The organism is Pseudomonas sp. FG35 (assembly GCF_057809295.1).
This window is the reverse complement of sequence record NZ_JBMDJR010000022.1, coordinates 38,260-62,925: the sequence shown is the minus strand read 5'-3', so window position 1 is coordinate 62,925 and position 24,666 is coordinate 38,260. Positions and strand designations below refer to the sequence as shown.

The following is a 24,666-nucleotide window of genomic DNA, read 5'->3' as shown; positions in this document are numbered from 1 at the left end:
AGGGACTCGCTGTAAGAGCGAAACCGCCAGCGGCAGCACCCGAAGCAACGGATATACACCCAATCAACAAAAAAACAGTCGGCCCAAAGGCCGCTGAGATGCCCAAAACGAAAAACGGCCCCCATTCACATGGAGGCCGTTCCCGGTAAAACGCTAAGACGCTATCGCAAGACAGCTCTTATTTGCGGTCTTCCAGCTTGGTGATATCCCGCGACTCATAACCAGTGTACAGCTGACGCGGACGGCCAATCTTGTACGGGCTTGAGAGCATTTCCTTCCAGTGCGAAATCCAGCCGACAGTACGTGCCAGGGCGAAGATCACAGTGAACATGCTGGTCGGAATGCCGATCGCCTTGAGGATGATCCCCGAGTAGAAGTCGACGTTCGGGTACAGCGAGCGCTCGATGAAGTACGGATCGGTCAGGGCGATCTCTTCCAGGCGCATGGCCAGTTCGAGTTGCGGGTCGTTCTGGATGCCCAGTTCCTTCAGCACTTCGTCGCAGGTCTGCTTCATGACAGTCGCGCGAGGGTCGCGGTTCTTGTAGACGCGGTGACCGAAGCCCATCAGTTTGAACGGATCGTTCTTGTCCTTGGCCTTGGCGATGAACTTGTCGATGTTCGAAACATCGCCGATTTCATCGAGCATGGTCAGCACGGCTTCGTTCGCACCGCCGTGGGCAGGGCCCCACAGTGCGGCGATGCCGGCGGCGATACAGGCGAACGGGTTGGCACCCGAGGAGCCCGCCAGACGCACGGTGGAGGTCGAGGCGTTCTGCTCGTGGTCGGCGTGGAGGATGAAGATCCGGTCCATGGCCTTGGCGAGTACCGGGCTGATCGGTTTGATCTCGCACGGGGTGTTGAACATCATGTGCAGGAAGTTTTCCGCGTACGACAGGTCGTTGCGCGGGTACATCATGGGTTGGCCCATGGAGTACTTGTAAACCATCGCGGCCAGGGTCGGCATCTTGGCAACCAGGCGGATCGCGGAGATTTCGCGATGCTGCGGGTTATTGATGTCGAGGGAGTCGTGGTAGAAGGCCGAGAGGGCGCCGACTACACCACACATGACAGCCATCGGGTGGGCGTCACGGCGGAAGCCGTTGAAGAAGGTTTTCAGCTGCTCGTGAACCATGGTGTGGTTCTTCACGGTGCCGACGAACTGGGCCTTTTGCTCTGCAGTCGGCAATTCGCCGTTCAGCAGCAGGTAGCAGGTTTCCAGGTAGTCCGACTTTTCAGCCAGCTGTTCGATCGGGTAGCCGCGGTGCAGCAGGATGCCGTTGTCGCCGTCGATATAGGTGATCTTCGATTCGCAGGAAGCGGTCGACATGAAACCGGGGTCGAAAGTGAAGCGGCCCGTGGCCGTCAGGCCCCGAACATCGATAACATCGGGACCAACGGTGCCGGTTAAAATGGGCAGCTCGACGGGGGCTGCGCCCTCGATGATCAACTGCGCTTTTTTGTCAGCCATGTGGCCTCCTATTTATGCTTGAAATCATCAGACAGACCCCCCACGCAGGGCCCGCACCACTATAGTGAGATAAATTCGAATGTCAATTTGCCTAAAGTCTTGCTCCAGAAGGCTTTAACCGTACTTTTTCCTCGAAATTGCCTGCCATTTACGCCTTTTATACGACTTGTGCAATCCGCTATTGGGGGTAGGCGATTGCGTTGTCATTAGTAGCCTAACTGTCTATACTCGGCGACCGACCGCCAAGGGCTTTTGGGCTTGCTTTCATTGGGGGTCGCATCCCTGGGTGGTGGTTACCTGACCAGTGCACTCCCCAACAACTTTGCCCTGATTGTTAGGGGCTCTTCAGTGTGAAAAAAAAGCCGTGAAAAGCCAACGACCTGTAAACCTAGACCTAAGGACCATCAAACTCCCCATCACCGGCGTTACGTCGTTTCTTCACCGTGTTTCCGGCATCATCCTCTTCCTGGGCCTTGGCATCATGCTTTATGCATTGGGCAAATCCCTGGGTTCCGAGGAAGGTTATGTCGAGGTGAAGGCATGCTTGACCAGCCCGCTGGCCAAGTTCGTAGCATGGGGCCTCCTGTCCGCTCTTCTGTATCACCTGGTTGCCGGTGTGCGCCACTTGATCATGGACATGGGCATCGGTGAGACGCTGGAAGGCGGCCGCCTGGGCTCGAAACTGATCATCGCCGTTTCCGTGGTGCTGATCGTTCTGGCAGGAGTTTGGATATGGTAACCAGCGTTACAAACCTTTCGCGTTCGGGCCTCTATGACTGGATGGCGCAGCGTGTGTCTGCGGTCGTTCTCGCGGCTTATTTCATATTCCTGATCGGCTACCTCGCCGCGAACCCGGGCATTGGCTACGACCAATGGCACGGCCTGTTCGCCCACAACGGAATGCGTATCTTCAGTCTGCTGGCACTGGTTGCCCTGGGCGCTCACGCCTGGGTCGGCATGTGGACCATCGCGACCGACTACCTGACGCCAATGGCGCTGGGCAAGTCCGCGACTGCAGTACGTTTCCTTTTCCAGGCAGTATGCGGCGTCGCGATGTTCGCTTACTTCGTCTGGGGTGTGCAGATTCTCTGGGGTATCTGATTCATGGCTAACATTCCAACGATTTCTTTCGACGCCATCATTATTGGTGGCGGCGGTGCCGGCATGCGCGCAGCGCTGCAACTGGCACAGGGCGGTCACAAGACTGCCGTGATCACCAAGGTTTTCCCGACCCGTTCGCACACTGTGTCCGCACAGGGCGGGATCACCTGCGCCATCGCTTCGGCCGACCCGAACGATGACTGGCGCTGGCACATGTACGATACCGTCAAGGGTTCCGACTACATCGGTGACCAGGACGCTATCGAATACATGTGTCAGGAAGGCCCGGCTGCCGTTTTCGAGCTGGACCACATGGGTCTGCCGTTCTCGCGTACCGAGCAAGGCCGTATCTACCAGCGTCCGTTCGGCGGTCAGTCGAAGGATTACGGTAAAGGCGGGCAGGCTGCCCGCACCTGCGCCGCTTCCGACCGTACCGGTCACGCGCTGCTGCACACCCTTTATCAGGGCAACCTGAAAGCCGGTACCACGTTCCTGAACGAGTACTACGCTGTCGACCTGGTGAAAAACCAGGAAGGCGAATTCGTCGGTGTGATCGCGATCTGCATCGAAACCGGCGAAACCACCTACATCCGCGCCAAAGCCACCGTACTGGCTACCGGCGGTGCAGGTCGTATCTATGCATCCACCACCAACGCCCTGATCAACACCGGTGACGGCGTCGGCATGGCTCTGCGTGCTGGCGTGCCGGTACAAGACATCGAAATGTGGCAGTTCCACCCGACCGGCATCGCCGGCGCCGGTGTACTGGTGACCGAAGGTTGCCGTGGTGAAGGTGGTTACCTGATCAACAAGCACGGCGAGCGTTTCATGGAGCGTTATGCTCCGAACGCCAAAGACCTTGCCGGTCGTGACGTGGTTGCCCGTTCGATGGTTAAAGAGATCATCGCCGGTAATGGTTGCGGTCCGAATGGCGACCACGTGATGCTCAAACTCGACCACCTGGGCGAGGAAGTGCTGCACAGCCGTCTGCCAGGTATCTGCGAGCTGTCGAAGACTTTCGCACACGTTGATCCGGTGGTTGCTCCGGTTCCGGTTGTTCCGACTTGCCACTACATGATGGGTGGCGTTGCCACCAACATTCATGGCCAGGCGATCACCCAGGACGCCGAAGGCGTGGATCAGATCATTCCTGGTCTGTTCGCGGTAGGTGAAGTGGCTTGCGTATCGGTTCACGGTGCCAACCGTCTGGGCGGCAACTCGCTGCTCGACCTGGTGGTATTCGGCCGCGCTGCCGGCCTGCACCTGGAGAAGGCGCTGACCGACGGCATCGAATACGACGACGCTACCGAAGCCGACATCGAAGCTGCCCTGGCACGTCTGAACGCCCTGAACAACCGTACCGACGGCGAAGACGTCGCTACCCTGCGTCGCGAGCTGCAAAGCTGCATGCAGAACTACTTCGGTGTATTCCGTACCGGCGAATACATGCAGAAGGGTATTGCCCAGCTGGCCGATCTGCGCAAGCGCATCGCCAACGTGAAGATCAACGACAAGTCGCAGGCGTTCAACACTGCCCGTATCGAAGCGCTGGAACTGCAAAACCTGCTGGAAGTGGCTGAAGCTACCGCCATCGCTGCCGAAGTACGTAAAGAGTCCCGCGGTGCTCACGCCCGTGAAGACTTCGAAGATCGTGACGACGAAAACTGGCTGTGCCACACCCTGTACTTCCCGGGTGAGAAACGCGTCGCCAAGCGTGCCGTGAACTTCTCGCCGAAGACTGTTCCGACTTTCGAACCTAAAGTCCGGACTTATTAAGGGTGACCGCCATGTTGCAAGTCAGTGTTTATCGTTACAACCCTGATCAGGACGCTGCGCCGTTCATGCAGGAATTCCAGGTTGATACCGGTGGTAAAGACCTGATGGTGCTGGACGTGCTGGCCCTGATCAAAGAGCAGGACGAAGGTTTCTCCTATCGTCGCTCCTGCCGTGAAGGCGTCTGTGGCTCCGATGGCATGAACATCAACGGCAAGAACGGCCTGGCGTGCATCACGCCGCTGTCCGCTGTCGTCAAAGGTAACAAGCTGATCGTTCGTCCGCTGCCAGGTTTGCCGGTTATCCGTGACCTGGTTGTCGATATGAGCATCTTCTACAAGCAATACGAGAAGGTTAAGCCATTCCTGCAGAACGACACGCCGGCTCCGGCCATCGAGCGTCTGCAGTCCCCTGAAGAGCGTGAAAAGCTCGACGGTCTGTACGAGTGCATCCTGTGCGCCTGCTGCTCGACCTCTTGCCCGTCCTTCTGGTGGAACCCGGACAAGTTCCTGGGTCCAGCTGCCCTGCTGCAAGCGTACCGCTTCCTGGCAGACAGCCGTGACACCAAGACATCCGAGCGTCTGGCGTCCCTCGATGACCCGTTCAGCGTCTTCCGCTGCCGGGGCATCATGAACTGCGTCAACGTATGTCCGAAAGGCCTGAACCCGACTAAGGCCATCGGTCACATCCGTAACATGCTGCTTTCGAGCGGCGTGTGATTCAGCTGCTGTAACCGCTGTACCCGTAGAGGGCTTAGGCGCGGGCTTCAACCCGCGCCATGGCTATAACCAGAGCAGCAGCCATAAGCTGCGGCTCTTATTTTGAAGAAATGAGACAAGCAGGGGCATCCGGGCTGGTACCCGGACTATCAGTGTGATCCTAAGTGGCTTGTTTTGGTCGCTGCATTCGGACTTCTGCAAGCTTGCTCGGTGTCGGCACCGATGGTGTTCCCCTAACCGAGGGTGACCAAGCATGCAAGAAAGCGTGATGCAGCGCATGTGGAACAGCGCCTACCTTTCAGGTGGAAACGCTGCCTATGTGGAAGAGCTCTACGAGCTCTACCTGCACGACCCTAACGCTGTGCCAGAAGAGTGGCGCACCTACTTTCAGAAGCTGCCTGCCGACGGCAGCTCTGCCACCGATGTTTCGCACTCCACAATTCGCGATCATTTCGTGCTGCTGGCAAAGAACCAGCGCCGCGCCCAACCGGTTTCCGCCGGCAGCGTGAGCAGTGAGCACGAGAAGAAGCAAGTTGAAGTGCTGCGATTGATCCAGGCCTACCGTATGCGTGGCCACCAGGCAGCCCAGCTTGACCCGCTGGGGCTGTGGCAGCGTCCTGCACCTGCAGACCTGTCGATCAATCACTACGGCTTGACCAATGCCGATCTTGATACGACCTTCCGTGCCGGCGACCTGTTCATCGGCAAAGAGGAAGCGAGCCTACGCGAAATTCACGAAGCGTTGCAGCAGACATATTGCCGCACCATCGGCGCTGAATTTACGCACATCACCGATTCCGAGCAGCGCCAGTGGTTCCAGCAGCGTCTGGAAAGCGTGCGTGGCCGTCCGGAATATTCCGCGGACATCAAGAGCCACCTGCTCGAGCGCGTGACGGCCGGTGAAGGCCTGGAAAAATACCTGGGCACCAAATACCCGGGCACCAAACGTTTCGGTCTGGAAGGCGGCGAAAGCCTGATTCCGATGCTCGACGAACTGATCCAGCGTTCCGGTTCCTACGGCACCAAGGAAGTCGTCATTGGCATGGCCCACCGTGGCCGTCTGAACGTACTGGTCAACACCTTCGGCAAGAACCCGCGCGAGCTGTTCGACGAGTTCGAAGGCAAGAAGAAGGTCGAGCTGGGTTCCGGTGACGTTAAATACCACCAGGGCTTCTCGTCCAACGTAATGACCACCGGCGGTGAAGTTCACCTGGCCATGGCGTTCAACCCGTCCCACCTGGAAATCGTTTCCCCGGTGGTCGAGGGTTCGGTTCGCGCCCGTCAGGATCGTCGCAACGACCCTACCGGTGAGAAGGTTCTGCCGATCTCCATCCACGGTGATGCTGCATTCGCCGGTCAAGGCGTGGTCATGGAAACCTTCCAGATGTCGCAGACCCGCGGTTTCAAGACCGGCGGTACCGTGCACATCGTGATCAACAACCAGGTCGGTTTCACCATCAGCAACCCGCTGGACTCGCGCTCCACCGAGTACGCGACCGACGTTGCGAAAATGATCCAGGCGCCGATCCTCCATGTGAATGGTGATGATCCGGAAGCCGTATTGTTCGTGACCCAGCTGGCCATCGACTACCGCATGCAGTTCAAGCGTGACGTGGTGATCGACCTGGTCTGCTACCGTCGTCGCGGCCACAACGAGGCCGACGAGCCAAGCGGCACCCAGCCTCTGATGTATCAGCAGATCACCAAGCAGCGCACCACCCGTGAGCTGTACGCTGATCGTCTGACCCAGGCCGGTGTACTGGACGCAGAGCGTGTTCAGGCGAAAGTCGACGAATACCGCAACGCGCTGGACAACGGTCTGCACGTCGTGAAATCGCTGGTCAAAGAGCCGAACAAAGAGCTGTTCGTGGACTGGCGTCCGTATCTGGGCCACGCCTGGACTGCGCGTCACGACACTCGCTTCGACCTCAAGACCCTGCAGGAACTGTCCGCCAAGCTGCTGGAAATTCCGGAAGGCTTCGTGGTTCAGCGTCAGGTCGCGAAGATCTACGAAGACCGTCAGAAGATGCAAGCCGGCGGCCTGCCGATCAACTGGGGTTACGCCGAAACCATGGCGTACGCGACCCTGGCGTTCGAAGGTCACCCGATCCGCATGACCGGTCAGGACATCGGCCGCGGTACGTTCTCGCACCGTCACGCTGTGCTGCACAACCAGAAAGATGCCGGTACCTACATTCCGCTCAAGCATCTGTATGAAGGTCAGCCACGCTTCGACCTGTACGACTCGTTCCTGTCGGAAGAAGCCGTACTGGCGTTCGAATACGGTTACTCGACCACCACGCCGAACGCGCTGGTGATCTGGGAAGCCCAGTTCGGCGACTTCGCCAACGGTGCACAGGTTGTTATCGACCAGTTCATCACCAGCGGCGAGCACAAGTGGGGCCGTCTCTGCGGTCTGACCATGCTGCTGCCACACGGCTACGAAGGCCAGGGCCCTGAGCACAGCTCGGCACGTCTTGAGCGTTACCTGCAGCTGTGCGCCGAGCACAACATTCAGGTGTGCATGCCGACCACTCCGGCCCAGATCTACCACTTGCTGCGCCGTCAGGTGATTCGCCCGCTGCGCAAGCCATTGGTCGTTCTGACTCCAAAGTCGCTGCTGCGCCACAAACTGGCCATCTCGACCCTGGAAGATCTGGCCGAAGGTTCGTTCCAGACCGTTATCCCGGAAATCGATGCCCTGGACCCGAAAAAGGTCGAGCGCGTTGTTCTGTGCAGCGGCAAGGTCTACTACGACCTGCTGGAAAAACGTCGTGCCGAAGGCCGCGAAGATATCGCCATCGTGCGTATCGAGCAGCTGTACCCGTTCCCTGAGGACGACTTGAAAGAAGTCCTGGCTCCTTACACCAACGCCAAAGCGGCCGTGTGGTGTCAGGAAGAGCCGATGAACCAGGGCGCCTGGTACTGCAGCCAGCACCACCTGCGTCGCAGCATCAGCAACCTCAACAAATCTCTCGTACTCGAGTACGCGGGCCGTGAGGCTTCTGCTGCCCCAGCATGTGGTTACGCATCGATGCACGCCGAGCAGCAGGAACAACTGCTGCAAGACGCGTTTACCGTTTAACGCCTTCGCGCACCTGAAACCGAATTTAAGGAACCACAGATAATGGCTATCGAGATCAAAGCCCCCACTTTCCCGGAATCGGTTGCCGATGGCACCGTTGCCACCTGGCACAAGCAACCGGGCGACGCCGTCAAGCGTGACGAACTGATCGTCGACATCGAAACCGACAAAGTCGTACTGGAAGTGCTGGCTACCGCCGACGGCGTGCTGGGCGCAATCGTCAAGGGCGAGGGCGAAACCGTCCTGTCCGACGAAGTCCTGGGCTCCATCGTTGAAGGCGGCGCTGCTGCTGCCGCTCCGGCTGCCGCTGCTGCTCCGGCCGCAGCCGCCGCTGCACCTGCTGCCGCTGATGGCGAAGACGACCCGATCGCTGCTCCTGCCGCGCGCAAGCTGGCTGAAGAGAACGGCATCAACATCGCTTCCGTTGCCGGCACCGGCAAAGGCGGTCGCGTGACCAAGGAAGACGTGGTTGCAGCCGTTGCTGCCAAGAAAGCCGCTCCGGCTGCTGCGCCTGCCAAGGCTGCTGCTCCGGCCGCCGCCGCTCCTGTGTTCGCCGCTGGCGACCGCATCGAGAAGCGCGTTCCGATGACCCGCGTTCGTGCCACCGTTGCCAAGCGTCTGGTTGAAGCTCAATCGAACATGGCGATGCTGACCACTTTCAACGAAGTCGACATGACCGAAGTCATGGCCCTGCGTTCGAAGTACAAGGATCTGTTCGAGAAGTCCCACAACGGCGTACGCCTGGGCTTCATGTCGTTCTTCGTGAAGGCTGCCACCGAAGCGCTGAAACGCTTCCCGGCGGTCAACGCTTCGATCGATGGCAACGACATCGTTTACCACGGTTATGCCGACATCGGCGTCGCTGTTTCCAGCGACCGCGGCCTGGTGGTTCCGGTTCTGCGTAACGCCGAACACATGAGCCTGGCTGAAATCGAAGGCGGCATCGCCACCTTCGGCAAGAAAGCCCGTGACGGCAAACTGTCGATGGACGAAATGACCGGCGGTACCTTCACCATCACCAACGGTGGTACCTTCGGTTCGATGATGTCGACCCCGATCGTCAACCCGCCGCAGGCAGCGATTCTGGGCATGCACAACATCATCCAGCGTCCGATGGCCATCAACGGTCAGGTCGTGATCCGTCCGATGATGTACCTGGCACTGTCCTACGATCACCGTCTGATCGATGGCAAAGAAGCTGTAACCTTCCTGGTGACCATCAAGAACCTGCTGGAAGATCCGGCTCGTCTGTTGCTGGATATCTGATAGAAGCAGTCACGCGCTGCAAGCTTCAAGCTGCGGGAAAACGCAGCCTGGCTTGCAGCGCGCGGCTTGAAGCTTTTCGCTAAAGAGGATTTTTTGAATGTCGCAGAAATTTGACGTAGTAGTGATCGGTGCGGGCCCTGGCGGCTACGTGGCAGCTATCAAGGCCGCGCAACTCGGCCTGAGCACTGCCTGCATCGAGAAGTACACCGATGCTGAAGGCAAGCAAGCCCTGGGCGGCACCTGCCTGAACGTAGGCTGCATTCCTTCCAAGGCGCTGCTGGACAGCTCCTGGAAATACAAGGAAGCGAAAGAAAGCTTCAACGTCCACGGTATCTCGACCGGCGAAGTCAAAATGGACGTCGCTGCGATGGTTGGCCGCAAGGCTGGTATCGTCAAGAACCTGACCGGCGGTGTTGCCACCCTGTTCAAGGCCAACGGCGTTACTTCGATTCAGGGCCACGGCAAACTGCTGGCCGGCAAGAAAGTCGAAGTCACCAAGCCGGACGGCTCGGTTGAAGTCATCGAAGCCGAAAACGTCATCCTGGCTCCAGGTTCGCGTCCGATCGACATTCCACCGGCTCCGGTCGATCAGAAAGTCATCGTCGATTCGACTGGCGCTCTGGAATTCCAATCCGTACCTAAACGTCTGGGCGTGATCGGCGCTGGCGTGATCGGTCTGGAACTGGGTTCGGTGTGGTCGCGTTTGGGTGCAGAAGTGACTGTTCTGGAAGCCCTGGACACCTTCCTGATGGCAGCGGACACCGCGGTTTCCAAGGAAGCGCTGAAAACCCTGACCAAACAGGGTCTGGACATCAAGCTGGGCGCCCGTGTAACCGGCTCGAAAGTGAACGGCGACGAAGTCGTTGTGAACTACACCGACGCCAACGGCGAACAGACCATCACTTTCGACAAGCTGATCGTAGCCGTTGGTCGCCGTCCGGTGACCACTGATCTGCTGGCTGCCGATAGCGGCGTGACCCTGGACGAGCGCGGTTTCGTGCACGTTGACGATCACTGCGCCACCACCGTACCGGGCGTTTACGCCATCGGCGACGTGGTTCGCGGCATGATGCTGGCTCACAAGGCCTCGGAAGAGGGCATCATGGTTGTCGAGCGCATCAAGGGTCACAAGGCCCAGATGAACTATGACCTGATCCCTTCGGTTATTTATACTCACCCGGAAATCGCATGGGTCGGTAAAACCGAGCAGGCCTTGAAAGCTGAAGGCGTTGAAGTTAACGTCGGCACCTTCCCGTTCGCAGCATCCGGCCGTGCCATGGCCGCCAACGATACCGGTGGTTTCGTCAAGGTCATCGCCGATGCCAAGACTGACCGCGTATTGGGCGTGCACGTGATTGGCCCGAGCGCCGCAGAACTGGTTCAGCAGGGCGCGATCGGTATGGAATTCGGCACCAGCGCTGAAGATCTGGGCATGATGGTTTTCTCCCATCCGACCCTGTCTGAAGCCTTGCACGAAGCCGCTTTGGCAGTGAATGGCGGCGCCATCCACATTGCCAACCGCAAGAAGCGTTAAGACACACAATAAGAAACCACGGCGGTACGGCCCGTCGTGAGCCTTGCGTGCAAGACTCACCGCGGAATGTCCGCTGGACGCAGCCTTGCGTAGCTGCACCGGGTATCCGGAAAGGCTACGCAAGCAGCAGTCACAGGTGGCGCGGCACTCATAAAGAGCGCAGCGCCGAATGCGCAGTACCTAACGAAGACGGTAAAAAGCATGAATCTTCACGAGTATCAGGGTAAGCAGCTGTTCGCTGAATACGGCCTGCCAGTTTCCACTGGTTTCGCAGTAGACACCCCGGAAGCAGCAGCAGAAGCTTGCGACAAAATCGGCGGCAACGAGTGGGTTGTCAAAGCCCAGGTTCACGCCGGTGGTCGCGGTAAAGCGGGCGGCGTCAAGCTGGTTCGCAGCAAAGAAGACGCCAAAGCCTTCGCACAGCAGTGGCTGGGCAAGCGTCTGGTGACTTACCAGACTGATGCCAACGGCCAGCCAGTCACCAAGATCCTGGTTGAATCGTGCACTGATATCGCTAAAGAGCTGTACCTGGGCGCTGTCGTTGACCGTTCGAGCCGTCGCATCGTGTTCATGGCTTCCACCGAAGGTGGCGTGGACATCGAGAAAATCGCTCACGACACTCCAGAAAAAATTCTGAAAGCCACTATCGATCCACTGGTTGGCGCTCAGCCATTTCAGGGTCGCGAGCTGGCATTCCAGCTGGGTCTGGAAGGCAAGCAGGTTGCTCAGTTCGCCAAGATCTTCGTAGGTCTGGCCAAGCTGTTCAAGGATCACGACCTGGCTCTGCTGGAAGTGAACCCGCTGGTGATCAAGGCTGACGGCGATCTGCACTGCCTGGACGCCAAGATCAACATCGACGCCAACGCAATGTACCGCCAGCCTAAGCTGAAGACTTTCCACGATCCGTCGCAGGACGATCCGCGCGAAGCGCACGCTGCCAAGTTCGAACTGAACTACGTAGCACTGGAAGGCAACATCGGCTGCATGGTGAACGGTGCCGGCCTGGCCATGGGTACCATGGACATCGTCAACCTGCACGGCGGCAAGCCAGCCAACTTCCTCGACGTAGGTGGTGGTGCTACCAAAGAACGCGTAACCGAAGCTTTCAAAATCATTCTGTCCGACAGCAATGTCGCTGCAGTACTGGTTAACATCTTCGGCGGCATCGTTCGTTGCGACATGATTGCCGAAGGCATCATCGGTGCAGTGAAAGAAGTCGGCGTGAAAATCCCGGTTGTTGTTCGTCTTGAAGGCAACAACGCTGAACTGGGCGCTAAAGTACTGGCAGAAAGCGGTTTGAACATCATCGCTGCTACCAGCCTGACCGACGCTGCTCAACAAGTCGTTAAAGCTGCGGAGGGCAAGTAATGAGCGTCCTGATCAATAAAGACACCAAAGTAATCTGCCAGGGCTTCACCGGTGCGCAGGGTACTTTCCACTCCGAACAAGCCATTGCCTACGGCACCAAAATGGTTGGCGGCGTGACGCCAGGCAAAGGTGGCACCACTCACCTGAACCTGCCAGTGTTCAACACCGTGAAAGAAGCTGTAGAAGCCACTGGCGCCACCGCCAGCGTAATCTACGTTCCGGCTCCTTTCTGCAAGGACTCGATCCTGGAAGCGGCTTTCGGCGGCATCAAGCTGATCGTCTGCATCACCGAAGGCATTCCTACCCTGGATATGCTGGACGCCAAAGTTAAGTGCGACGAGCTGGGTGTTACCCTGATCGGCCCTAACTGCCCAGGCGTGATCACCCCAGGCGAATGCAAGATCGGCATCATGCCAGGTCACATTCACTTGCCAGGCAAGGTCGGTATCGTTTCCCGTTCCGGCACCCTGACCTACGAAGCTGTGAAGCAGACCACTGACGCCGGTTTCGGTCAGTCGACTTGCGTCGGCATCGGTGGTGACCCGATCCCGGGTTCGAACTTCATCGACATCCTGAAGCTGTTCCAGGAAGACCCGAAGACCGAAGCGATCGTCATGATCGGCGAGATCGGCGGTTCGGCTGAAGAAGAAGCGGCTGCCTACATCAAGGCCAACGTGACCAAGCCGGTTGTTTCCTACATCGCTGGTGTGACTGCTCCTCCGGGCAAGCGCATGGGCCATGCTGGCGCAATCATCTCCGGCGGCAAAGGCACTGCAGACGAGAAATTCGCTGCTCTGCAAGACGCAGGCGTGAAAACCGTGCGTTCGCTGGCAGACATCGGCAAGGCCCTGGCCGAGCTGACTGGCTGGGAAGTGAAGAAGTAAGCTTCGGCTGACTTCTCTGCTCCAGCAACAAAGGCCACCTTCGGGTGGCCTTTGTCGTTTCCGGCGTTCGGGTGGACGATGGCAATTTATAAGCACTCACCCAATAACATGCAAAAACGCGACACAGAAACGTCGCGTATCGGATAGTTCGCCCTCTAACAGTGCGTTTGTCGGGCAAATTCGTTAGGCTAGCCGCCATTTTGCGTCTGCCGCCCACAAGGCATGCAACGCGCTAAACGGGTCAGTCTTATACGGATTGACAGCATTTCCCTAACCCCACAGGGAAATCCCCCTCTAAATTCCGATTCAGTAGTGTGGTATTTCCTTAATGAAAGTTTTGAAAGGTCAGGACATCCTGGCACTTGGCTTTATGACATTCGCCCTGTTCGTCGGGGCCGGCAACATCATCTTCCCGCCTATCGTCGGTTTGCAGTCCGGGCCTAACGTCTGGATCGCGGCGCTGGGCTTCCTGATCACGGCAGTCGGTCTGCCGGTGGTCACCGTGGTTGCACTGGCCAAGGTCGGTGGCGCAATGGACGCCCTGAGCAGCCCGATCGGCAAGGTCGCCGGTGGCGTACTGGCTGCCGCGTGCTACCTGGCAGTCGGCCCGCTGTTCGCCACCCCGCGTACCGCGACCGTTTCCTTTGAAGTGGGTTTGGCGCCGCTGACCGGCGAGAGCCCGCTGGCACTGTTCCTCTACAGTTCGGTGTACTTCCTGCTGGTGTTCTTCATTTCGCTCTACCCTGGGCGTCTGCTGGACACCGTCGGTCGCTTCCTCGCACCCCTGAAGATCATTGCTCTGGCCGTGCTCGGCATCGCCGCATTCGCACTGCCGGCCGGTGACATCGGCGTGGCCACTCCGGAATACGTTGCGGCACCGTTCTCCCAAGGTTTCATCAATGGTTACCTGACCATGGATACCCTCGGCGCGCTGGTGTTCGGCATCGTCATCGTCAACGCGATCCGCTCCCGTGGCGTCGAGTCGCCGGCGCTGATCACCCGGTACGCGATCATCGCCGGGCTGATTGCCGGCGTCGGTCTGGCGCTGGTGTATGTCAGCCTGTTCCGTCTGGGTTCCGGCAGCCATGAAGTGGCCGCTGGCGCTACCAATGGCGCGGCGGTGCTGCACGCTTACGTGCAACACACCTTCGGTTCGCTGGGTAGCGGTTTCCTTGCGGTGCTGATCTCGCTGGCCTGCCTGGTGACGGCGGTCGGTCTGACCTGCGCCTGTGCTGAGTACTTCAGCCGCGTGTTGCCACTGTCCTACAAGACACTGGTGATCATCCTGGCTGCATTCTCGCTGCTGGTATCCAACCTGGGCCTGACCAAGCTGATCGCGTTCTCGATCCCGGTGCTCACCGCGATCTACCCGCCGTGCATCGTGCTGGTGGCCCTGAGCTTCTGCGCCGCGTTCTGGCATGAGCAGAGCCGCATCATGGGCCCGGTGATGCTGGTGTCGTTCGTGTTCGGCACCATCGATGCGCTGAAAGGCGCCGGTCTGGCGGACTGGATGCCATCGCAACTGGCCCACCTGCCGCTCAGCGAGCAAGGTCTGGCGTGGCTGGTGCCGTGCGTGATGACCCTGGTGGTTGCCGTGGTTTGCGACCGCCTGCTGGGCAAGCGCGCCGAAGCACTCGCTTAAGATTGCCGGGTCGCCACAAGCGGCTGCCGAGCGATTAAACAGAAATGCCCCGTATCAATCGATACGGGGCATTTTTTATGGGCTTCAGGCAGTGTCTTTTTCCCTCGACTAACGTCGAAGGGGAGCCGAAATCTTCATCACAGGGAATTGCATGTCGTTCATCCAAGCCAACCTGATCCATCTGCTGGCCGCGCTCTGGTTTGTCATCTGCTGGGGCGGTTACACCCGTTATGCCACCTGGAAGGGCCGTGACACCGCGTGCCTGGCCAGCGTGCTGCACCTGTACCGCGAAGACTGGATGCGCCGCATGCTGCTGCGTGACAACCGTATCGCCGACGCTAGCGTGATCGGCAACCTTGAACGCAACGCCTCGTTCTTCGCCTCCAGCACACTGATTATCCTGGCGGGCATCCTGACCGTGCTCGGTGCTTCCGAGCGCGCGGTGTCGCTGCTGGCAGACATTCCGATGGTGCAACAGGCCTCGCAGGGGATGTCGGAGATCAAGTTGCTGTGCCTGGCGCTGGTGTTCGTCTATGCCTTCTTCACCTTCAGCTGGTGCATGCGCCAGTACAACTTCGCCGCCATTCTGGTCGGCTCGGCCCCGATGATCGGTGAGCGGCAGGTCTCGGAGCAGGAGCGCAAGGCGTTCGCCTCGCGGGCGGCGCGGGTGATTTCGATGGCGGCCAACCAGTTCAACTTCGGTCTGCGCTCCTATTACTTCGGGATGAGCATGCTGGCGTGGTTCGTCAGCCCGTGGCTGTTCATGTTGATGAGCGCAGGCGTGGTGCTGGTGTTGTATCGCCGGGAGTTTCATTCCGACGTGCTCGATGTAATGGTCTATACCCCTACAGAGGCGCCATTGCCCGAAGCGAACAAAGAGGCTGCTTGATGAGTATTCCGTTCTGGTGTGTGTTTATCAGTGCATTGTTGATCTACGTGGCGCGCATGCCGGTCGGCAGGGCCATGAAAGAGCAGGGCGGTTACAACAACCACTTGCCGCGTCAGCAGCAGGCGCAACTCACCGGTTATGGGGCTCGGGCGCTGGCGGCACATCAGAACAGCATCGAAGCCTTCGCCCTGTTTGCCGTTGGTGTGCTGATGGCACACACCACGCAGACGGCGGGATGGCTGATCGATACACTGGCGATCATCTTTGTGATCTCAAGGATTTTCTATCTGTGGTTCTACCTGGCGGATATTCCCAAGCTGCGCAGTCTGGTCTGGCTGGTCGGCTTAGTGTGTTCATTGTTGCTGATGATTAGTCCGACTTTTAGAACCGTCTTGCTCTAAGCCGGCATGGGCAAAAAATCACAGGCAAAAGAAAACCCGCACTTGGCGGGTTTTCTTTTTGGCCAGCGAGAAGCGGCTTATTGCTTCTTGGCAGCTTCTTCTTGCGCTGCAGCGTTCGATTCGGCCTGATCTTTGGCGGCTTCGGCATTTTCTTTCGCCGCGTCGTTCACTTTATCCTGAGCTTCGTTCATTTTCTGCTGAGCTTGTTCAGCATGTTGGTTGGCATCTTGAGCTTTGTCCTCGGATTTTTTATCGCAGGCAGCGAGACCGAGGGAAGCGGTCAACATCAAGGCAATAGCTAAAGTCTTACGCATGGGGTGTTTCTCCTTATGGAAAATAACTACTGGCCTTAAGAACTCGCGCCCAAGGGTTAAGTTCCTCATTTGTTTCAGATATATAAGTTTGTTTTGCAATGGAACTTTTGCTGTTCTTTCCACTACCGGGAACAGCGACTAACAAGAGTAATTATCAAATGGCCGAAAACCCCGTTTTTGAGCGTGCGACATGGTTTCTCTCGGCCCTGCGTCACTGTCAGGTACTGGGATTGAAAGTGCACAGCGCCAGCCACGAAGGCCTGACGGTGGTGCTGCCGTACAGTGCGCAGATCGTCGGCAACCCGCTGACCGGCGTGGTCCACGGCGGGGCGATCACTTCGCTGATGGACACTGCATGCGGCATGTCGACCCTGTGCGTGCTGCCGGAATTCGAAGTCTGCCCGACCCTCGATCTGCGCATCGACTACATGCACGCCGCCGAGCCACATAAAGACGTGTATGGCTTCGCCCAATGTTATCGAGTCACCACAGATGTGATCTTCGCTCGCGGCTTTGCCTATCAGGATGATCCCGAGCAGCCGATTGCCCATGTCGTCGGCACCTTCATGCGCATGGGCAAAGGCCTTAAAGGCACGAAAGGCTTTGGTGGCGCGATCAAGGGAGAAAGCTCATGAGCGACGATTTCAAGCAGCAACTGCAAGAGGCACACGCAAAGGGTGACTATGCGCCGCTGCTGAAGCTGATTCCCTATGCCGGGCTGATTGGTGTCGAGTGTTCGCGGGTCGGTGATGACTTGCTGTTCAAGCTGCCGGCAAACAAGGACAACATTGGTAACCCTCTATTGCCGGCGATCCACGGCGGGGTGATTGCCGGGTTCATGGAGCTGTCCGCCGCCCTGCACCTGTTGATTTTCACCGGCGCGCCGGGTGTGCCGAAGATTATCGATTTCTCCCTCGATTACCTGCGGGCCGGGCAGTTTCGCGACACCTGGGCCCGGTGTCAGGTCTGCCGTCAGGGCCGGCGGGTGGCCAACGTCGCGGTCACGGCCTGGCAAAGCACCGAAAGCGAACCGATTGCCACCGCCCGCGCGCATTTCAAAATCGATGAGCCCTTGAAATCCTGAAGCACGCCCCCAACTCACAGAACAACCCGCCGCCGACCGGCAAGGTCGCGGCCAATGCCATCTGATTGGAGTTTGATGACCATGAGTGTGGAAACTCAAAAGGAAACCCTGGGCTTCCAGACCGAGGTGAAGCAATTGCTGCACCTCATGATCCATTCGCTGTATTCCAACAAGGAAATCTTCCTTCGCGAATTGATCTCGAACGCCTCTGACGCCGTCGACAAATTGCGCTTCGAAGCCCTGGCAAAGCCTGAGTTGCTCGAAGGTGGCGATGAACTGAAAATCCGTGTGAGCTTCGACAAGGACGCCAAGACCGTCACCCTCGAAGACAACGGCATCGGCATGAATCGTGACGATGTGATCACCCACCTGGGTACCATCGCCAAATCCGGCACCGCCGATTTCATGAAAAACCTGTCCGGCGATCAGAAGAAGGATTCGCACCTGATCGGCCAGTTCGGTGTGGGCTTCTACTCGGCCTTCATCGTTGCTGACAAAGTTGACGTGTACAGCCGTCGCGCCGGCACCGCTGCCAGCGAAGGCGTGCACTGGTCGTCGAAAGGCGAGGGCGAATTCGAAGTCGCCACCATCGACAAACCGGAACGCGGCACCCGCATCGTCCTGCACCTGAAATCCGGTGAAGACGAGTTTGCCGATGGCTGGCGCCTGCGCAACATCATCAAGAAGTACTCCGACCACATCGCGCTGCCGATCGAGCTGCCGAAAGAAGCGGCCGCGGCCGAAGGCGAAGAGAAGCCTGAAGTTGAATGGGAAACCGTCAACCGCGCCAGCGCCCTGTGGACCCGTCCTCGCACCGAAGTCAAGGACGAGGAATATCAGGAGTTCTACAAACACATCGCCCACGACTTCGAAAACCCGCTGTCGTGGAGTCACAACAAGGTTGAAGGCAAGCTCGAGTACAGCTCGCTGCTGTATGTGCCGGCCCGCGCACCGTTCGATCTGTACCAGCGTGAAGCGCCGAAAGGCCTGAAGCTGTACGTGCAGCGCGTGTTCGTGATGGATCAGGCCGAGTCCTTCCTGCCGCTGTACCTGCGCTTCATCAAGGGCGTGGTCGACTCCAACGACCTGTCGCTGAACGTGTCGCGGGAAATCCTGCAGAAAGACCCGATCATCGACTCGATGAAGTCGGCGCTGACCAAGCGTGTTCTGGACATGCTGGAAAAACTGGCGAAGAACGAGCCTGAGCAATACAAGGGCTTCTGGAAAAACTTCGGTCAGGTCATGAAAGAAGGCCCGGCAGAAGATTTTGCCAACAAGGAAAAAATTGCCGGTCTGCTGCGTTTCGCATCGACCAACGGCACCGATGGCGAGCAGATCGTCGGTCTGGCCGAGTACCTGGCGCGCGCCAAGGAAGGTCAGGACAAGATCTACTACCTCACCGGCGAAACCTACGCGCAGGTCAAGAACAGCCCGCACCTGGAAGTCTTCCGCAAGAAAGGCATCGAAGTGCTGCTGCTGACCGACCGTATCGACGAGTGGCTGATGAGCTACCTCAGCGAATTCGACGGCAAGACGTTTGTCGACGTCGCGCGCGGTGACCTGGACCTGGGCAACCTGGACTCGGAAGAGGACAAGAAGGCCGCAGAAGAAGTCGCCAAGTCGAAAGAAGGACTGGTCGAGCGTCTGAAAACCGCACTGGGCGATTCCGTTGCCGAAGTCCGGGTTTCCCATCGCCTGACCGATTCGCCGGCCATCCTGGCGATTGGCGAGCAGGACCTGGGTCTGCAAATGCGTCAGATCCTTGAAGCCAGTGGGCAGAAGGTGCCGGATTCGAAGCCTATCTTCGAATTCAACCCGAGCCACCCGCTGATCGAGAAGCTCGACAACGAGGCCAGCGAAGATCGCTTCAGCGACCTGTCGCACATCCTCTTCGACCAGGCCGCCCTGGCGGCGGGCGACAGCTTGAAAGACCCGGCCGCTTATGTGAGCCGTCTGAACAAGCTGCTGGTCGAGCTGTCGGCTTGATCAAACTGTAGAAAAACCCGCTTCGGCGGGTTTTTTCATTCTGGAATTCAACCAATCTGGAGTCAGAAATGAGCCAAGTCACTGTACGTTCCGTGGTCTATCGGATTGACGGCCAGCCTTATGAAGGTCGCCTGGCATTTGACGCCGAGCACAAGGGCGCGCGTCCGGGCCTGCTGATGGCGCCGAACTGGATGGGTGTCAGCGCTGGCGCTGAAGAGATCGCCAAATCGGTGGCGGCCAAGGGTTATGTGGTGTTGATCGCTGACGTATACGGCCAGGCCGTGCGTCCGCAGAACGCTGATCAGGCCGGTGCGGCGATGATGCCACTGAAGAATGATCGTGCGCTGCTGCGCAAGCGTATGCAGGCCGCATTCGAGCAATTGCAGAAGCAGGGCGAAGCGGCGGTCGATACCTCGAAACTGGCGGTGTTCGGTTTCTGCTTCGGCGGCTGCTGTGCGCTGGATCTGGCTCGCACCGGTGCCTCGGTAAAAGCGGCGGTGTCGTTCCACGGCACCCTGGATTCGCCGAATCCGGCGGACGCCAAGAACATCAAGGGCTCGGTGCTGGTGCTGCACGGTGCTTCCGATCCGCTGGTGCCGAAAGAGCAGTTGCCGGCATTCGAAGACGAGATGAACGCTGCTGGTGTGGACTGGCAGTTGCTGAGCTACGGCGGCGCGGTGCACTCGTTCACCGATCCGCACGCCAATGTGCCGGGCAAGATGATGTACGACGCGAAGACCGCAGCGCGTGCGTTCAAGTCGATGCATGACTTGCTGGAAGAGGTGTTCAAGGGCTGAATCGGCTGAACACACTCCCACGCCTGGTGTGGGAGTGTTGCTTTACAGCGGTGTCGGCTCGCTGCGCGATTTAGGCAGCTCGATCCGCTCGACTTCCCCCGGCACCGTCGGCCAATCCCCGGCCGCCCACTTGCGCCGCGCCTCATCGATCGCCGCCGGATCGCTCGCGACAAAATTCCAGTTGATCCGCCGTGGACCGTCCAGTGGCGCACCGCCGAACAGCACCGCGTGGCTGTCGCTTTCGGCGAACAGGCTCATCTCTTCCCCGGTCGGCAACACCACCAGTGCATGGGGTTCGACCGCTTCGCCATTCAGCTGCACATCACCACTCAACACGTACAGCGCCCGCTCTTCATGCTCGGTCGGGATCAGCAGTGTGGTCGCGGTTTGCATCTTCAATTCGGCATACAGCGTAGGAGAAAGCACCGGCACCGGCGATTCCAGGCAAAAGCCTGACCCGGCGATCATGCGGATCTGTACACCGAGGTTATCGCTGACCGGCAAGGTCGAGGCCGGGTGGTGGCTGTAATGCCCCGGGCCTTGTTCGTGGTCCCTGGGCGAGGCGAGCCAGATTTGCAGGCCGTGCATCTTGAAGCTTTGTTCCCAAAGCGGTTCGGGCGTGCGCTCGACGTGAGCGATCGCCGTGCCGGCGGTCATCCAGCTGACATCGCCGGCGCTGACCACCTGATCCGAACCCAGGCTGTCCTTGTGCTGGATCTGCCCGTCGAACAAATACGTAAGGGTCGACAGACCGATGTGCGGATGCTGTCGGATGTTCATGCCTTTGCCCGCCGGATAAACCGTTTCGAGCATGTGGTCGAAAAACACGAAAGGTCCGACGCTGCGGCATTTGGCTGACGGCAGCGGGCGCAGAATCGGCTGGCCTTCGACGTCTTCGGCGCGCGGGCGGATGATCAGGGGTTGGGTGTCCATGGTCCATTCCAGGCTGAGCGGGTGATGCGTGGAGCATAACCCGCCGGTGTCGTCGGGGTGATTACTGGCTGTCGAAGCCGACGGGTGCGTGGGTTTCGATGGTGACTTCGCTGGTGGTCATCAGCTTGTGGATCGGGCAGCGGTCGGCAACACGCAGCAGTTCTTCGCGCTGGGCATCGGTGAGCACGCCCTTGAGGGTGAGGGTCACGTGCAGGGCGTATTTGCCTTTCTGCTCCTGGCTGTTGTCGCGTTTGACCTCAACGCCGACGCCGGTCAGCGGGATGTCCTTTTTCTTCGCGTACAGCTTCAGGGTCAGAGCCTTGCAGGCACCGAGGGCGGCGTCGAAGTAATCGTGCGGCTCGGGAGCCGAGCCTTCACCGCCGGCAGTCGTCGGGACATCGGCAAACAGCTCATGCTCATCGATCTGAACGGTGTGGCGAAAACCCTCGGCGGACACGGTATTGACGGTAACGGTCATGTGAACCTCGCAAGCAGTAGGAAAAGGGATTCGATCAAAAAAGACCTTGCAGGTATAGAGCATTTCCCACACAGGCGCGTTCCACTTTCTTGCCGGGTGAACCCTCGTTGCCCGGCGAGGGTCTAGGCTATGCCTGTCTGCCGGAGAACGCTTGTGTCCGTGTTTCGTTTGAGCCTTGCCGTCCTGATGGTTTTCACCGGCGCCGCCAGCGCCCGGGAATACACCTACAGTGACGCGCACCTGCATTACGTGGATTTTTTCCAGGAAACTGCCGGCATGCCGAAATTGCTCACGGCCATGAAGGAAAACTCCATTGAGCATGTGATGATTTCCGGCATTCCCGTGGCGAAGAAATGGCACGAAGACGAGCCGAAGCGCCCGCGTTATTACGCTGGCGATGATGCCGATGCCTATTGGTACAGCGCGACGGACGTGATCGTCGCCGACGCGGTGCAGAAGCTCACGCCGGAGCAGCGCCAGTCCTTTCACCCGTTTCTTTCAGGCTTCAACCCCAACGACAAGAACTCCGCCGCGCACATTCAGCGCATGCTCGATCTGTATCCCGGCTTGTGGCAGGGCATCGGCGAGGTCTTCACCCGTCACGACGACCTGACCGCGCTGACCTCCGGCGACACGCCGCGCGCCAACAACGAAGCCATGACCCGCATCTATCACCTGGCCGCCGAAAACGATCTGCCGGTGATGCTGCATTCCAACATCACTTCCAAGCGTGAGAAGAATCCGCTGTACCTGAAGGAAATCGAAGAGCCGCTGCGTAATCATCCGCACACCCGATTCATTTGGGCCCATGCCGGCACCAGTGCCGAGATCCATCGTCATCAGACGCAACTGGATTTTCTGCTGCCGACCCTGACGCGAATGCTGGAAGCGTATCCGAACCTGTTCATCGATCTGTCGTGGAGCCTGCTGACGCCTTATCTGCTGGACGAAAAGGGCCAGCCGCGAGCGGAGTGGGTGCAACTGGTGGAGCGCTATCCGGATCGCTTCATGATCGGTTCGGACGTGGTCGGGCGATTCAACAAACTCGGTAAGGAAATTCATAGCTTCAAGCCGTTTCTCGACGCCTTGCCTGAGGCAGTCGCGAAAAAAGTCGCACGGGACAACTTCCTGGCGATCTTGCCGCGAACAGCGCTCAAGTCCGGTCAACCTGCGCTGAATCGTTAATGCCGACGGTTCGTAGGATCAAGGCCTTTTGATATCGCGTTTTGGTCTTACGCATTTTTTACAAGGGCCGATACCTTCTAGAGCAACCAGCTGCAGGGTTGATGCAGCGCTTTTGGAAGGAACCAGAGCAATGAGTATCCGTAGTCTCAATATTGCACCCCGGGCCGGGCTGGGTTTTGGCGTGCTGGCGCTGATGGTGTTTGCCCTTGGGGCGTTCGCACTGTTGCAGATGTCAAACATGCGCGCGCAGTCCGACGAGGTCGACAACAACTGGTTGCCCAGCGTGATGGCGGTGGGCGAGATGAGCCAGGACATGCTGCGCCTGCGCGCGTTGACCATGCGCCTGTTGCTCAATCGCGATCCGCAGGCGCTGGATCAGAACGTGGCCAAGCTCAATGATTTGCGCGGTGTGCTGAGTGAAGCCCAGCAACGTTACGACAGCCTGATCGCATTGCCCGAAGAGCGCGCGCTGTTCGACCGCTTCAAGGTCGCCGAACACAAGTATCTGGAGTTTCAAGCGCAGGTGATGACCTTGTCTGCTCAGGGACGAGTGGAAGAGGCGGCCGCCATTCTCAATGGGCAGATGAGCCCGCTGGCGGATGAAATTGCGGTGACCCTGCGTGAACTGGTCGAGCTGAACAAGCACAACGCCAACCTCGCCACTGAGGCCGCACGTTTGGTGTTCACTAACTCGCGGGTGTGGGTCGGGGTGATGATCGGCATCACCGCGCTGATTACCGTCGCCCTGGCGTTGTTGCTGACCCGCAGCATCGTGCTGCCGCTGTCGCAATCACTCAGTGTTGCGGAAGTGGTGGCCGGTGGCGACCTGACCGGGGATATCAGCATTTCCGGCAAGGACGAACCGGCGCGACTGCTGCACGCGCTCAAGAGCATGCAGCACAACCTGCGCGACACTATCCGCCAGATCTCGGAGTCTTCCAGTCAACTGGCCTCGGCTTCGGAAGAATTGAGCTGTGTTACCGAAGACGCCACGCGGGGGCTGCACCAGCAGAGTCTGGAAATTGAACAGGCGGCCACGGCGGTCAATCAGATGACCGCTGCCGTGGAAGAGGTGGCGAGCAATGCCGTCGCGACTTCCGTGGCCTCCCGTGAGTCAGATCGAATCGCCCAGCATGGCCGTGAGCAGGTCCAGCAGACCGTGTCGTCCATCGAGCTGCTGGCGGACGATGTCACCGCCAATGCCGCGCAGGTGGAAGATCTGGCGCAGAAGGTCTACAGCATCAGCAAAGTACTGGATGTGATTCGCTCGATTGCCGAGCAGACCAATCTGCTGGCGTTGAACGCGGCGATCGAGGCTGCGCGGGCGGGGGATGCCGGGCGGGGTTTTGCGGTGGTGGCGGACGAAGTGCGGGCGCTGGCCCATCGCACTCAGCAGTCGACGCAGGAGATCGAGCAGATGATCGGCGGCATCCAGCAGGGCACCGATTCGGCGGTCAGCTCGATGCAGCAGAGCAACGTCCGGGCGCGCTCGACTCTGGAGTTGGCGAAGGCCGCCGGCGTTGCGCTTGAGGAAATCGCTTCGGCATTCACCTTGATCAACGAGCGCAATCTGGTGATCGCCAGTGCGTCGGAAGAGCAGGCGGCCGTGGCGCGGGAGGTCGATCGCAACCTGATGAATATTCGTGATCTGGCGATGCAGACGTCTGCGGGGGCCAATCAGACCAGTGCCGCGAGTCAGGAACTGTCGCGGCTGGCGGTGGATCTGAACAGCATGGTGGCCAAGTTCTCGGTCTGATCA

The 24,666-nt window shown here is 58.9% G+C and carries 22 protein-coding genes and 1 pseudogene; 19 read left to right on the top strand and 4 right to left on the bottom strand.

The features are described 5' to 3' along the window. Window positions 1-178 precede the first annotated feature (178 nt). The gene (gltA, locus tag ACODTD_RS27470) at window positions 179-1,468 is read right to left on the bottom strand and encodes a citrate synthase (RefSeq protein ID WP_007959044.1); all 1,290 of its coding nucleotides are present in this window, start codon (window positions 1,466-1,468) and stop codon (window positions 179-181) included. Window positions 1,469-1,832: 364 nt separating this feature from the next. Between gltA and sdhC the strand changes: the two genes are divergently transcribed. The 12 genes from sdhC (at window position 1,833) to ACODTD_RS27410 (ending at window position 16,130) form a co-directional block, all read left to right on the top strand. Beyond that, the gene (gene sdhC, locus ACODTD_RS27465) at window positions 1,833-2,207 is read left to right on the top strand and encodes a succinate dehydrogenase, cytochrome b556 subunit (RefSeq protein ID WP_011333113.1); all 375 of its coding nucleotides are present in this window, start codon (window positions 1,833-1,835) and stop codon (window positions 2,205-2,207) included. Further along, entirely contained in the window at window positions 2,201-2,569 is a 369-nt protein-coding gene (gene sdhD / locus ACODTD_RS27460) for a succinate dehydrogenase, hydrophobic membrane anchor protein (protein WP_007977503.1), read from the top strand. Before sdhC ends, sdhD begins: the two co-directional genes overlap by 7 nt. 3 nt (window positions 2,570-2,572) lie before the next feature. Beyond that, on the top strand, window positions 2,573-4,345 hold the full coding sequence (gene sdhA / locus ACODTD_RS27455) for a succinate dehydrogenase flavoprotein subunit (protein WP_011333114.1): 1,773 nt from the start codon (window positions 2,573-2,575) through the stop codon (window positions 4,343-4,345). A gap of 11 nt (window positions 4,346-4,356) precedes the next feature. Beyond that, window positions 4,357-5,061: a succinate dehydrogenase iron-sulfur subunit gene (locus ACODTD_RS27450; RefSeq protein WP_007959035.1), complete on the top strand. Its 705-nt coding sequence runs from the start codon at window positions 4,357-4,359 to the stop codon at window positions 5,059-5,061. Between the two features lie 253 nt (window positions 5,062-5,314). Further along, entirely contained in the window at window positions 5,315-8,146 is a 2,832-nt protein-coding gene (locus ACODTD_RS27445) for a 2-oxoglutarate dehydrogenase E1 component (protein WP_011333115.1), read from the top strand. A gap of 42 nt (window positions 8,147-8,188) precedes the next feature. Then, on the top strand, window positions 8,189-9,412 hold the full coding sequence (gene odhB, locus ACODTD_RS27440) for a 2-oxoglutarate dehydrogenase complex dihydrolipoyllysine-residue succinyltransferase (protein WP_085648494.1): 1,224 nt from the start codon (window positions 8,189-8,191) through the stop codon (window positions 9,410-9,412). Between the two features lie 97 nt (window positions 9,413-9,509). Further along, entirely contained in the window at window positions 9,510-10,946 is a 1,437-nt protein-coding gene (gene lpdA, locus ACODTD_RS27435) for a dihydrolipoyl dehydrogenase (protein WP_011333117.1), read from the top strand. Between the two features lie 201 nt (window positions 10,947-11,147). Next, complete coding sequence (gene sucC / locus ACODTD_RS27430; protein ID WP_007959029.1) at window positions 11,148-12,314, top strand: ADP-forming succinate--CoA ligase subunit beta; 1,167 nt, start codon at window positions 11,148-11,150, stop codon at window positions 12,312-12,314. Continuing rightward, window positions 12,314-13,198, top strand: coding sequence for a succinate--CoA ligase subunit alpha (gene sucD / locus ACODTD_RS27425; protein WP_011333119.1), 885 nt, complete (start codon window positions 12,314-12,316; stop codon window positions 13,196-13,198). The genes sucC and sucD overlap by 1 nt, the downstream gene beginning before the upstream one ends. Before the next feature lie 328 nt (window positions 13,199-13,526). Further along, on the top strand, window positions 13,527-14,840 hold the full coding sequence (gene brnQ / locus ACODTD_RS27420) for a branched-chain amino acid transport system II carrier protein (RefSeq protein ID WP_011333120.1): 1,314 nt from the start codon (window positions 13,527-13,529) through the stop codon (window positions 14,838-14,840). A gap of 151 nt (window positions 14,841-14,991) precedes the next feature. Further along, window positions 14,992-15,729, top strand: a complete 738-nt coding sequence (locus tag ACODTD_RS27415; protein ID WP_011333121.1) for a DUF599 domain-containing protein — start codon at window positions 14,992-14,994, stop codon at window positions 15,727-15,729. After that, the gene (locus tag ACODTD_RS27410) at window positions 15,729-16,130 is read left to right on the top strand and encodes an MAPEG family protein (protein ID WP_085655465.1); all 402 of its coding nucleotides are present in this window, start codon (window positions 15,729-15,731) and stop codon (window positions 16,128-16,130) included. The genes ACODTD_RS27415 and ACODTD_RS27410 overlap by 1 nt, the downstream gene beginning before the upstream one ends. Before the next feature lie 77 nt (window positions 16,131-16,207). Here ACODTD_RS27410 and ACODTD_RS27405 read toward each other — a convergent pair whose 3' ends face one another. Next, a complete protein-coding gene (locus ACODTD_RS27405; RefSeq protein ID WP_011333123.1) occupies window positions 16,208-16,444 on the bottom strand; it encodes a hypothetical protein in 237 nt (78 codons plus the stop codon). Between the two features lie 158 nt (window positions 16,445-16,602). Between ACODTD_RS27405 and ACODTD_RS27400 the strand changes: the two genes are divergently transcribed. From ACODTD_RS27400 to ACODTD_RS27385, 4 genes are all read left to right on the top strand, one after another. Beyond that, window positions 16,603-17,079, top strand: a complete 477-nt coding sequence (locus ACODTD_RS27400; RefSeq protein WP_285354587.1) for a PaaI family thioesterase — start codon at window positions 16,603-16,605, stop codon at window positions 17,077-17,079. Beyond that, window positions 17,076-17,528 carry a PaaI family thioesterase gene (locus tag ACODTD_RS27395; protein ID WP_011333125.1) on the top strand — a complete coding sequence of 151 codons (453 nt, stop codon included), beginning with the start codon at window positions 17,076-17,078 and terminating at the stop codon, window positions 17,526-17,528. The genes ACODTD_RS27400 and ACODTD_RS27395 overlap by 4 nt, the downstream gene beginning before the upstream one ends. An 81-nt stretch (window positions 17,529-17,609) precedes the next feature. Then, entirely contained in the window at window positions 17,610-19,514 is a 1,905-nt protein-coding gene (gene htpG / locus ACODTD_RS27390; protein ID WP_285354589.1) for a molecular chaperone HtpG, read from the top strand. A 68-nt stretch (window positions 19,515-19,582) separates the two neighbouring features. Further along, window positions 19,583-20,311, top strand: coding sequence for a dienelactone hydrolase family protein (locus tag ACODTD_RS27385; protein ID WP_285354590.1), 729 nt, complete (start codon window positions 19,583-19,585; stop codon window positions 20,309-20,311). Window positions 20,312-20,353: 42 nt separating this feature from the next. Here ACODTD_RS27385 and ACODTD_RS27380 read toward each other — a convergent pair whose 3' ends face one another. Then, the gene (locus tag ACODTD_RS27380; protein ID WP_285354591.1) at window positions 20,354-21,244 is read right to left on the bottom strand and encodes a pirin family protein; all 891 of its coding nucleotides are present in this window, start codon (window positions 21,242-21,244) and stop codon (window positions 20,354-20,356) included. 61 nt (window positions 21,245-21,305) lie between these two features. Beyond that, window positions 21,306-21,722 carry an OsmC family protein gene (locus ACODTD_RS27375; RefSeq protein ID WP_007959010.1) on the bottom strand — a complete coding sequence of 139 codons (417 nt, stop codon included), beginning with the start codon at window positions 21,720-21,722 and terminating at the stop codon, window positions 21,306-21,308. A 186-nt stretch (window positions 21,723-21,908) separates the two neighbouring features. Here ACODTD_RS27375 and ACODTD_RS27370 point away from each other — a divergent pair, with 186 nt between their 5' ends. The 3 genes and pseudogenes from ACODTD_RS27370 to ACODTD_RS27360 all read left to right on the top strand — a co-directional run bounded on the left by ACODTD_RS27370 (window position 21,909) and on the right by ACODTD_RS27360 (window position 24,663). Next, window positions 21,909-22,907 (top strand): amidohydrolase family protein, encoded by a 999-nt coding sequence (locus ACODTD_RS27370; protein ID WP_373423152.1) that lies wholly within the window; start codon window positions 21,909-21,911, stop codon window positions 22,905-22,907. Window positions 22,908-23,037: 130 nt separating this feature from the next. Continuing rightward, window positions 23,038-23,808, top strand: a pseudogene (locus tag ACODTD_RS27365) (MCP four helix bundle domain-containing protein); the annotation flags it as partial. Then, a complete protein-coding gene (locus tag ACODTD_RS27360; protein WP_489105391.1) occupies window positions 23,800-24,663 on the top strand; it encodes a methyl-accepting chemotaxis protein in 864 nt (287 codons plus the stop codon). The pseudogene ACODTD_RS27365 and the gene ACODTD_RS27360, both read left to right, overlap by 9 nt. The last annotated feature ends 3 nt before the right edge of the window (window positions 24,664-24,666 follow it).

What these genes read in the sequence shown, in the direction of transcription:
- gltA (WP_007959044.1), bottom strand. Translation starts at nt 1,468, where the DNA reads ATGGCTGACAAAAAAGCGCAGTTGATCATCGAGGGCGCAGCCCCCGTC.
- sdhD (WP_007977503.1), top strand. Translation starts at nt 2,201, where the DNA reads ATGGTAACCAGCGTTACAAACCTTTCGCGTTCGGGCCTCTATGACTGG.
- sdhA (WP_011333114.1), top strand. Translation starts at nt 2,573, where the DNA reads ATGGCTAACATTCCAACGATTTCTTTCGACGCCATCATTATTGGTGGC.
- ACODTD_RS27450 (WP_007959035.1), top strand. Translation starts at nt 4,357, where the DNA reads ATGTTGCAAGTCAGTGTTTATCGTTACAACCCTGATCAGGACGCTGCG.
- ACODTD_RS27445 (WP_011333115.1), top strand. Translation starts at nt 5,315, where the DNA reads ATGCAAGAAAGCGTGATGCAGCGCATGTGGAACAGCGCCTACCTTTCA.
- odhB (WP_085648494.1), top strand. Translation starts at nt 8,189, where the DNA reads ATGGCTATCGAGATCAAAGCCCCCACTTTCCCGGAATCGGTTGCCGAT.
- lpdA (WP_011333117.1), top strand. Translation starts at nt 9,510, where the DNA reads ATGTCGCAGAAATTTGACGTAGTAGTGATCGGTGCGGGCCCTGGCGGC.
- sucC (WP_007959029.1), top strand. Translation starts at nt 11,148, where the DNA reads ATGAATCTTCACGAGTATCAGGGTAAGCAGCTGTTCGCTGAATACGGC.
- sucD (WP_011333119.1), top strand. Translation starts at nt 12,314, where the DNA reads ATGAGCGTCCTGATCAATAAAGACACCAAAGTAATCTGCCAGGGCTTC.
- brnQ (WP_011333120.1), top strand. Translation starts at nt 13,527, where the DNA reads ATGAAAGTTTTGAAAGGTCAGGACATCCTGGCACTTGGCTTTATGACA.
- ACODTD_RS27415 (WP_011333121.1), top strand. Translation starts at nt 14,992, where the DNA reads ATGTCGTTCATCCAAGCCAACCTGATCCATCTGCTGGCCGCGCTCTGG.
- ACODTD_RS27410 (WP_085655465.1), top strand. Translation starts at nt 15,729, where the DNA reads ATGAGTATTCCGTTCTGGTGTGTGTTTATCAGTGCATTGTTGATCTAC.
- ACODTD_RS27405 (WP_011333123.1), bottom strand. Translation starts at nt 16,444, where the DNA reads ATGCGTAAGACTTTAGCTATTGCCTTGATGTTGACCGCTTCCCTCGGT.
- ACODTD_RS27400 (WP_285354587.1), top strand. Translation starts at nt 16,603, where the DNA reads ATGGCCGAAAACCCCGTTTTTGAGCGTGCGACATGGTTTCTCTCGGCC.
- ACODTD_RS27395 (WP_011333125.1), top strand. Translation starts at nt 17,076, where the DNA reads ATGAGCGACGATTTCAAGCAGCAACTGCAAGAGGCACACGCAAAGGGT.
- htpG (WP_285354589.1), top strand. Translation starts at nt 17,610, where the DNA reads ATGAGTGTGGAAACTCAAAAGGAAACCCTGGGCTTCCAGACCGAGGTG.
- ACODTD_RS27385 (WP_285354590.1), top strand. Translation starts at nt 19,583, where the DNA reads ATGAGCCAAGTCACTGTACGTTCCGTGGTCTATCGGATTGACGGCCAG.
- ACODTD_RS27380 (WP_285354591.1), bottom strand. Translation starts at nt 21,244, where the DNA reads ATGGACACCCAACCCCTGATCATCCGCCCGCGCGCCGAAGACGTCGAA.
- ACODTD_RS27375 (WP_007959010.1), bottom strand. Translation starts at nt 21,722, where the DNA reads ATGACCGTTACCGTCAATACCGTGTCCGCCGAGGGTTTTCGCCACACC.
- ACODTD_RS27370 (WP_373423152.1), top strand. Translation starts at nt 21,909, where the DNA reads ATGGTTTTCACCGGCGCCGCCAGCGCCCGGGAATACACCTACAGTGAC.
- ACODTD_RS27360 (WP_489105391.1), top strand. Translation starts at nt 23,800, where the DNA reads ATGCAGCACAACCTGCGCGACACTATCCGCCAGATCTCGGAGTCTTCC.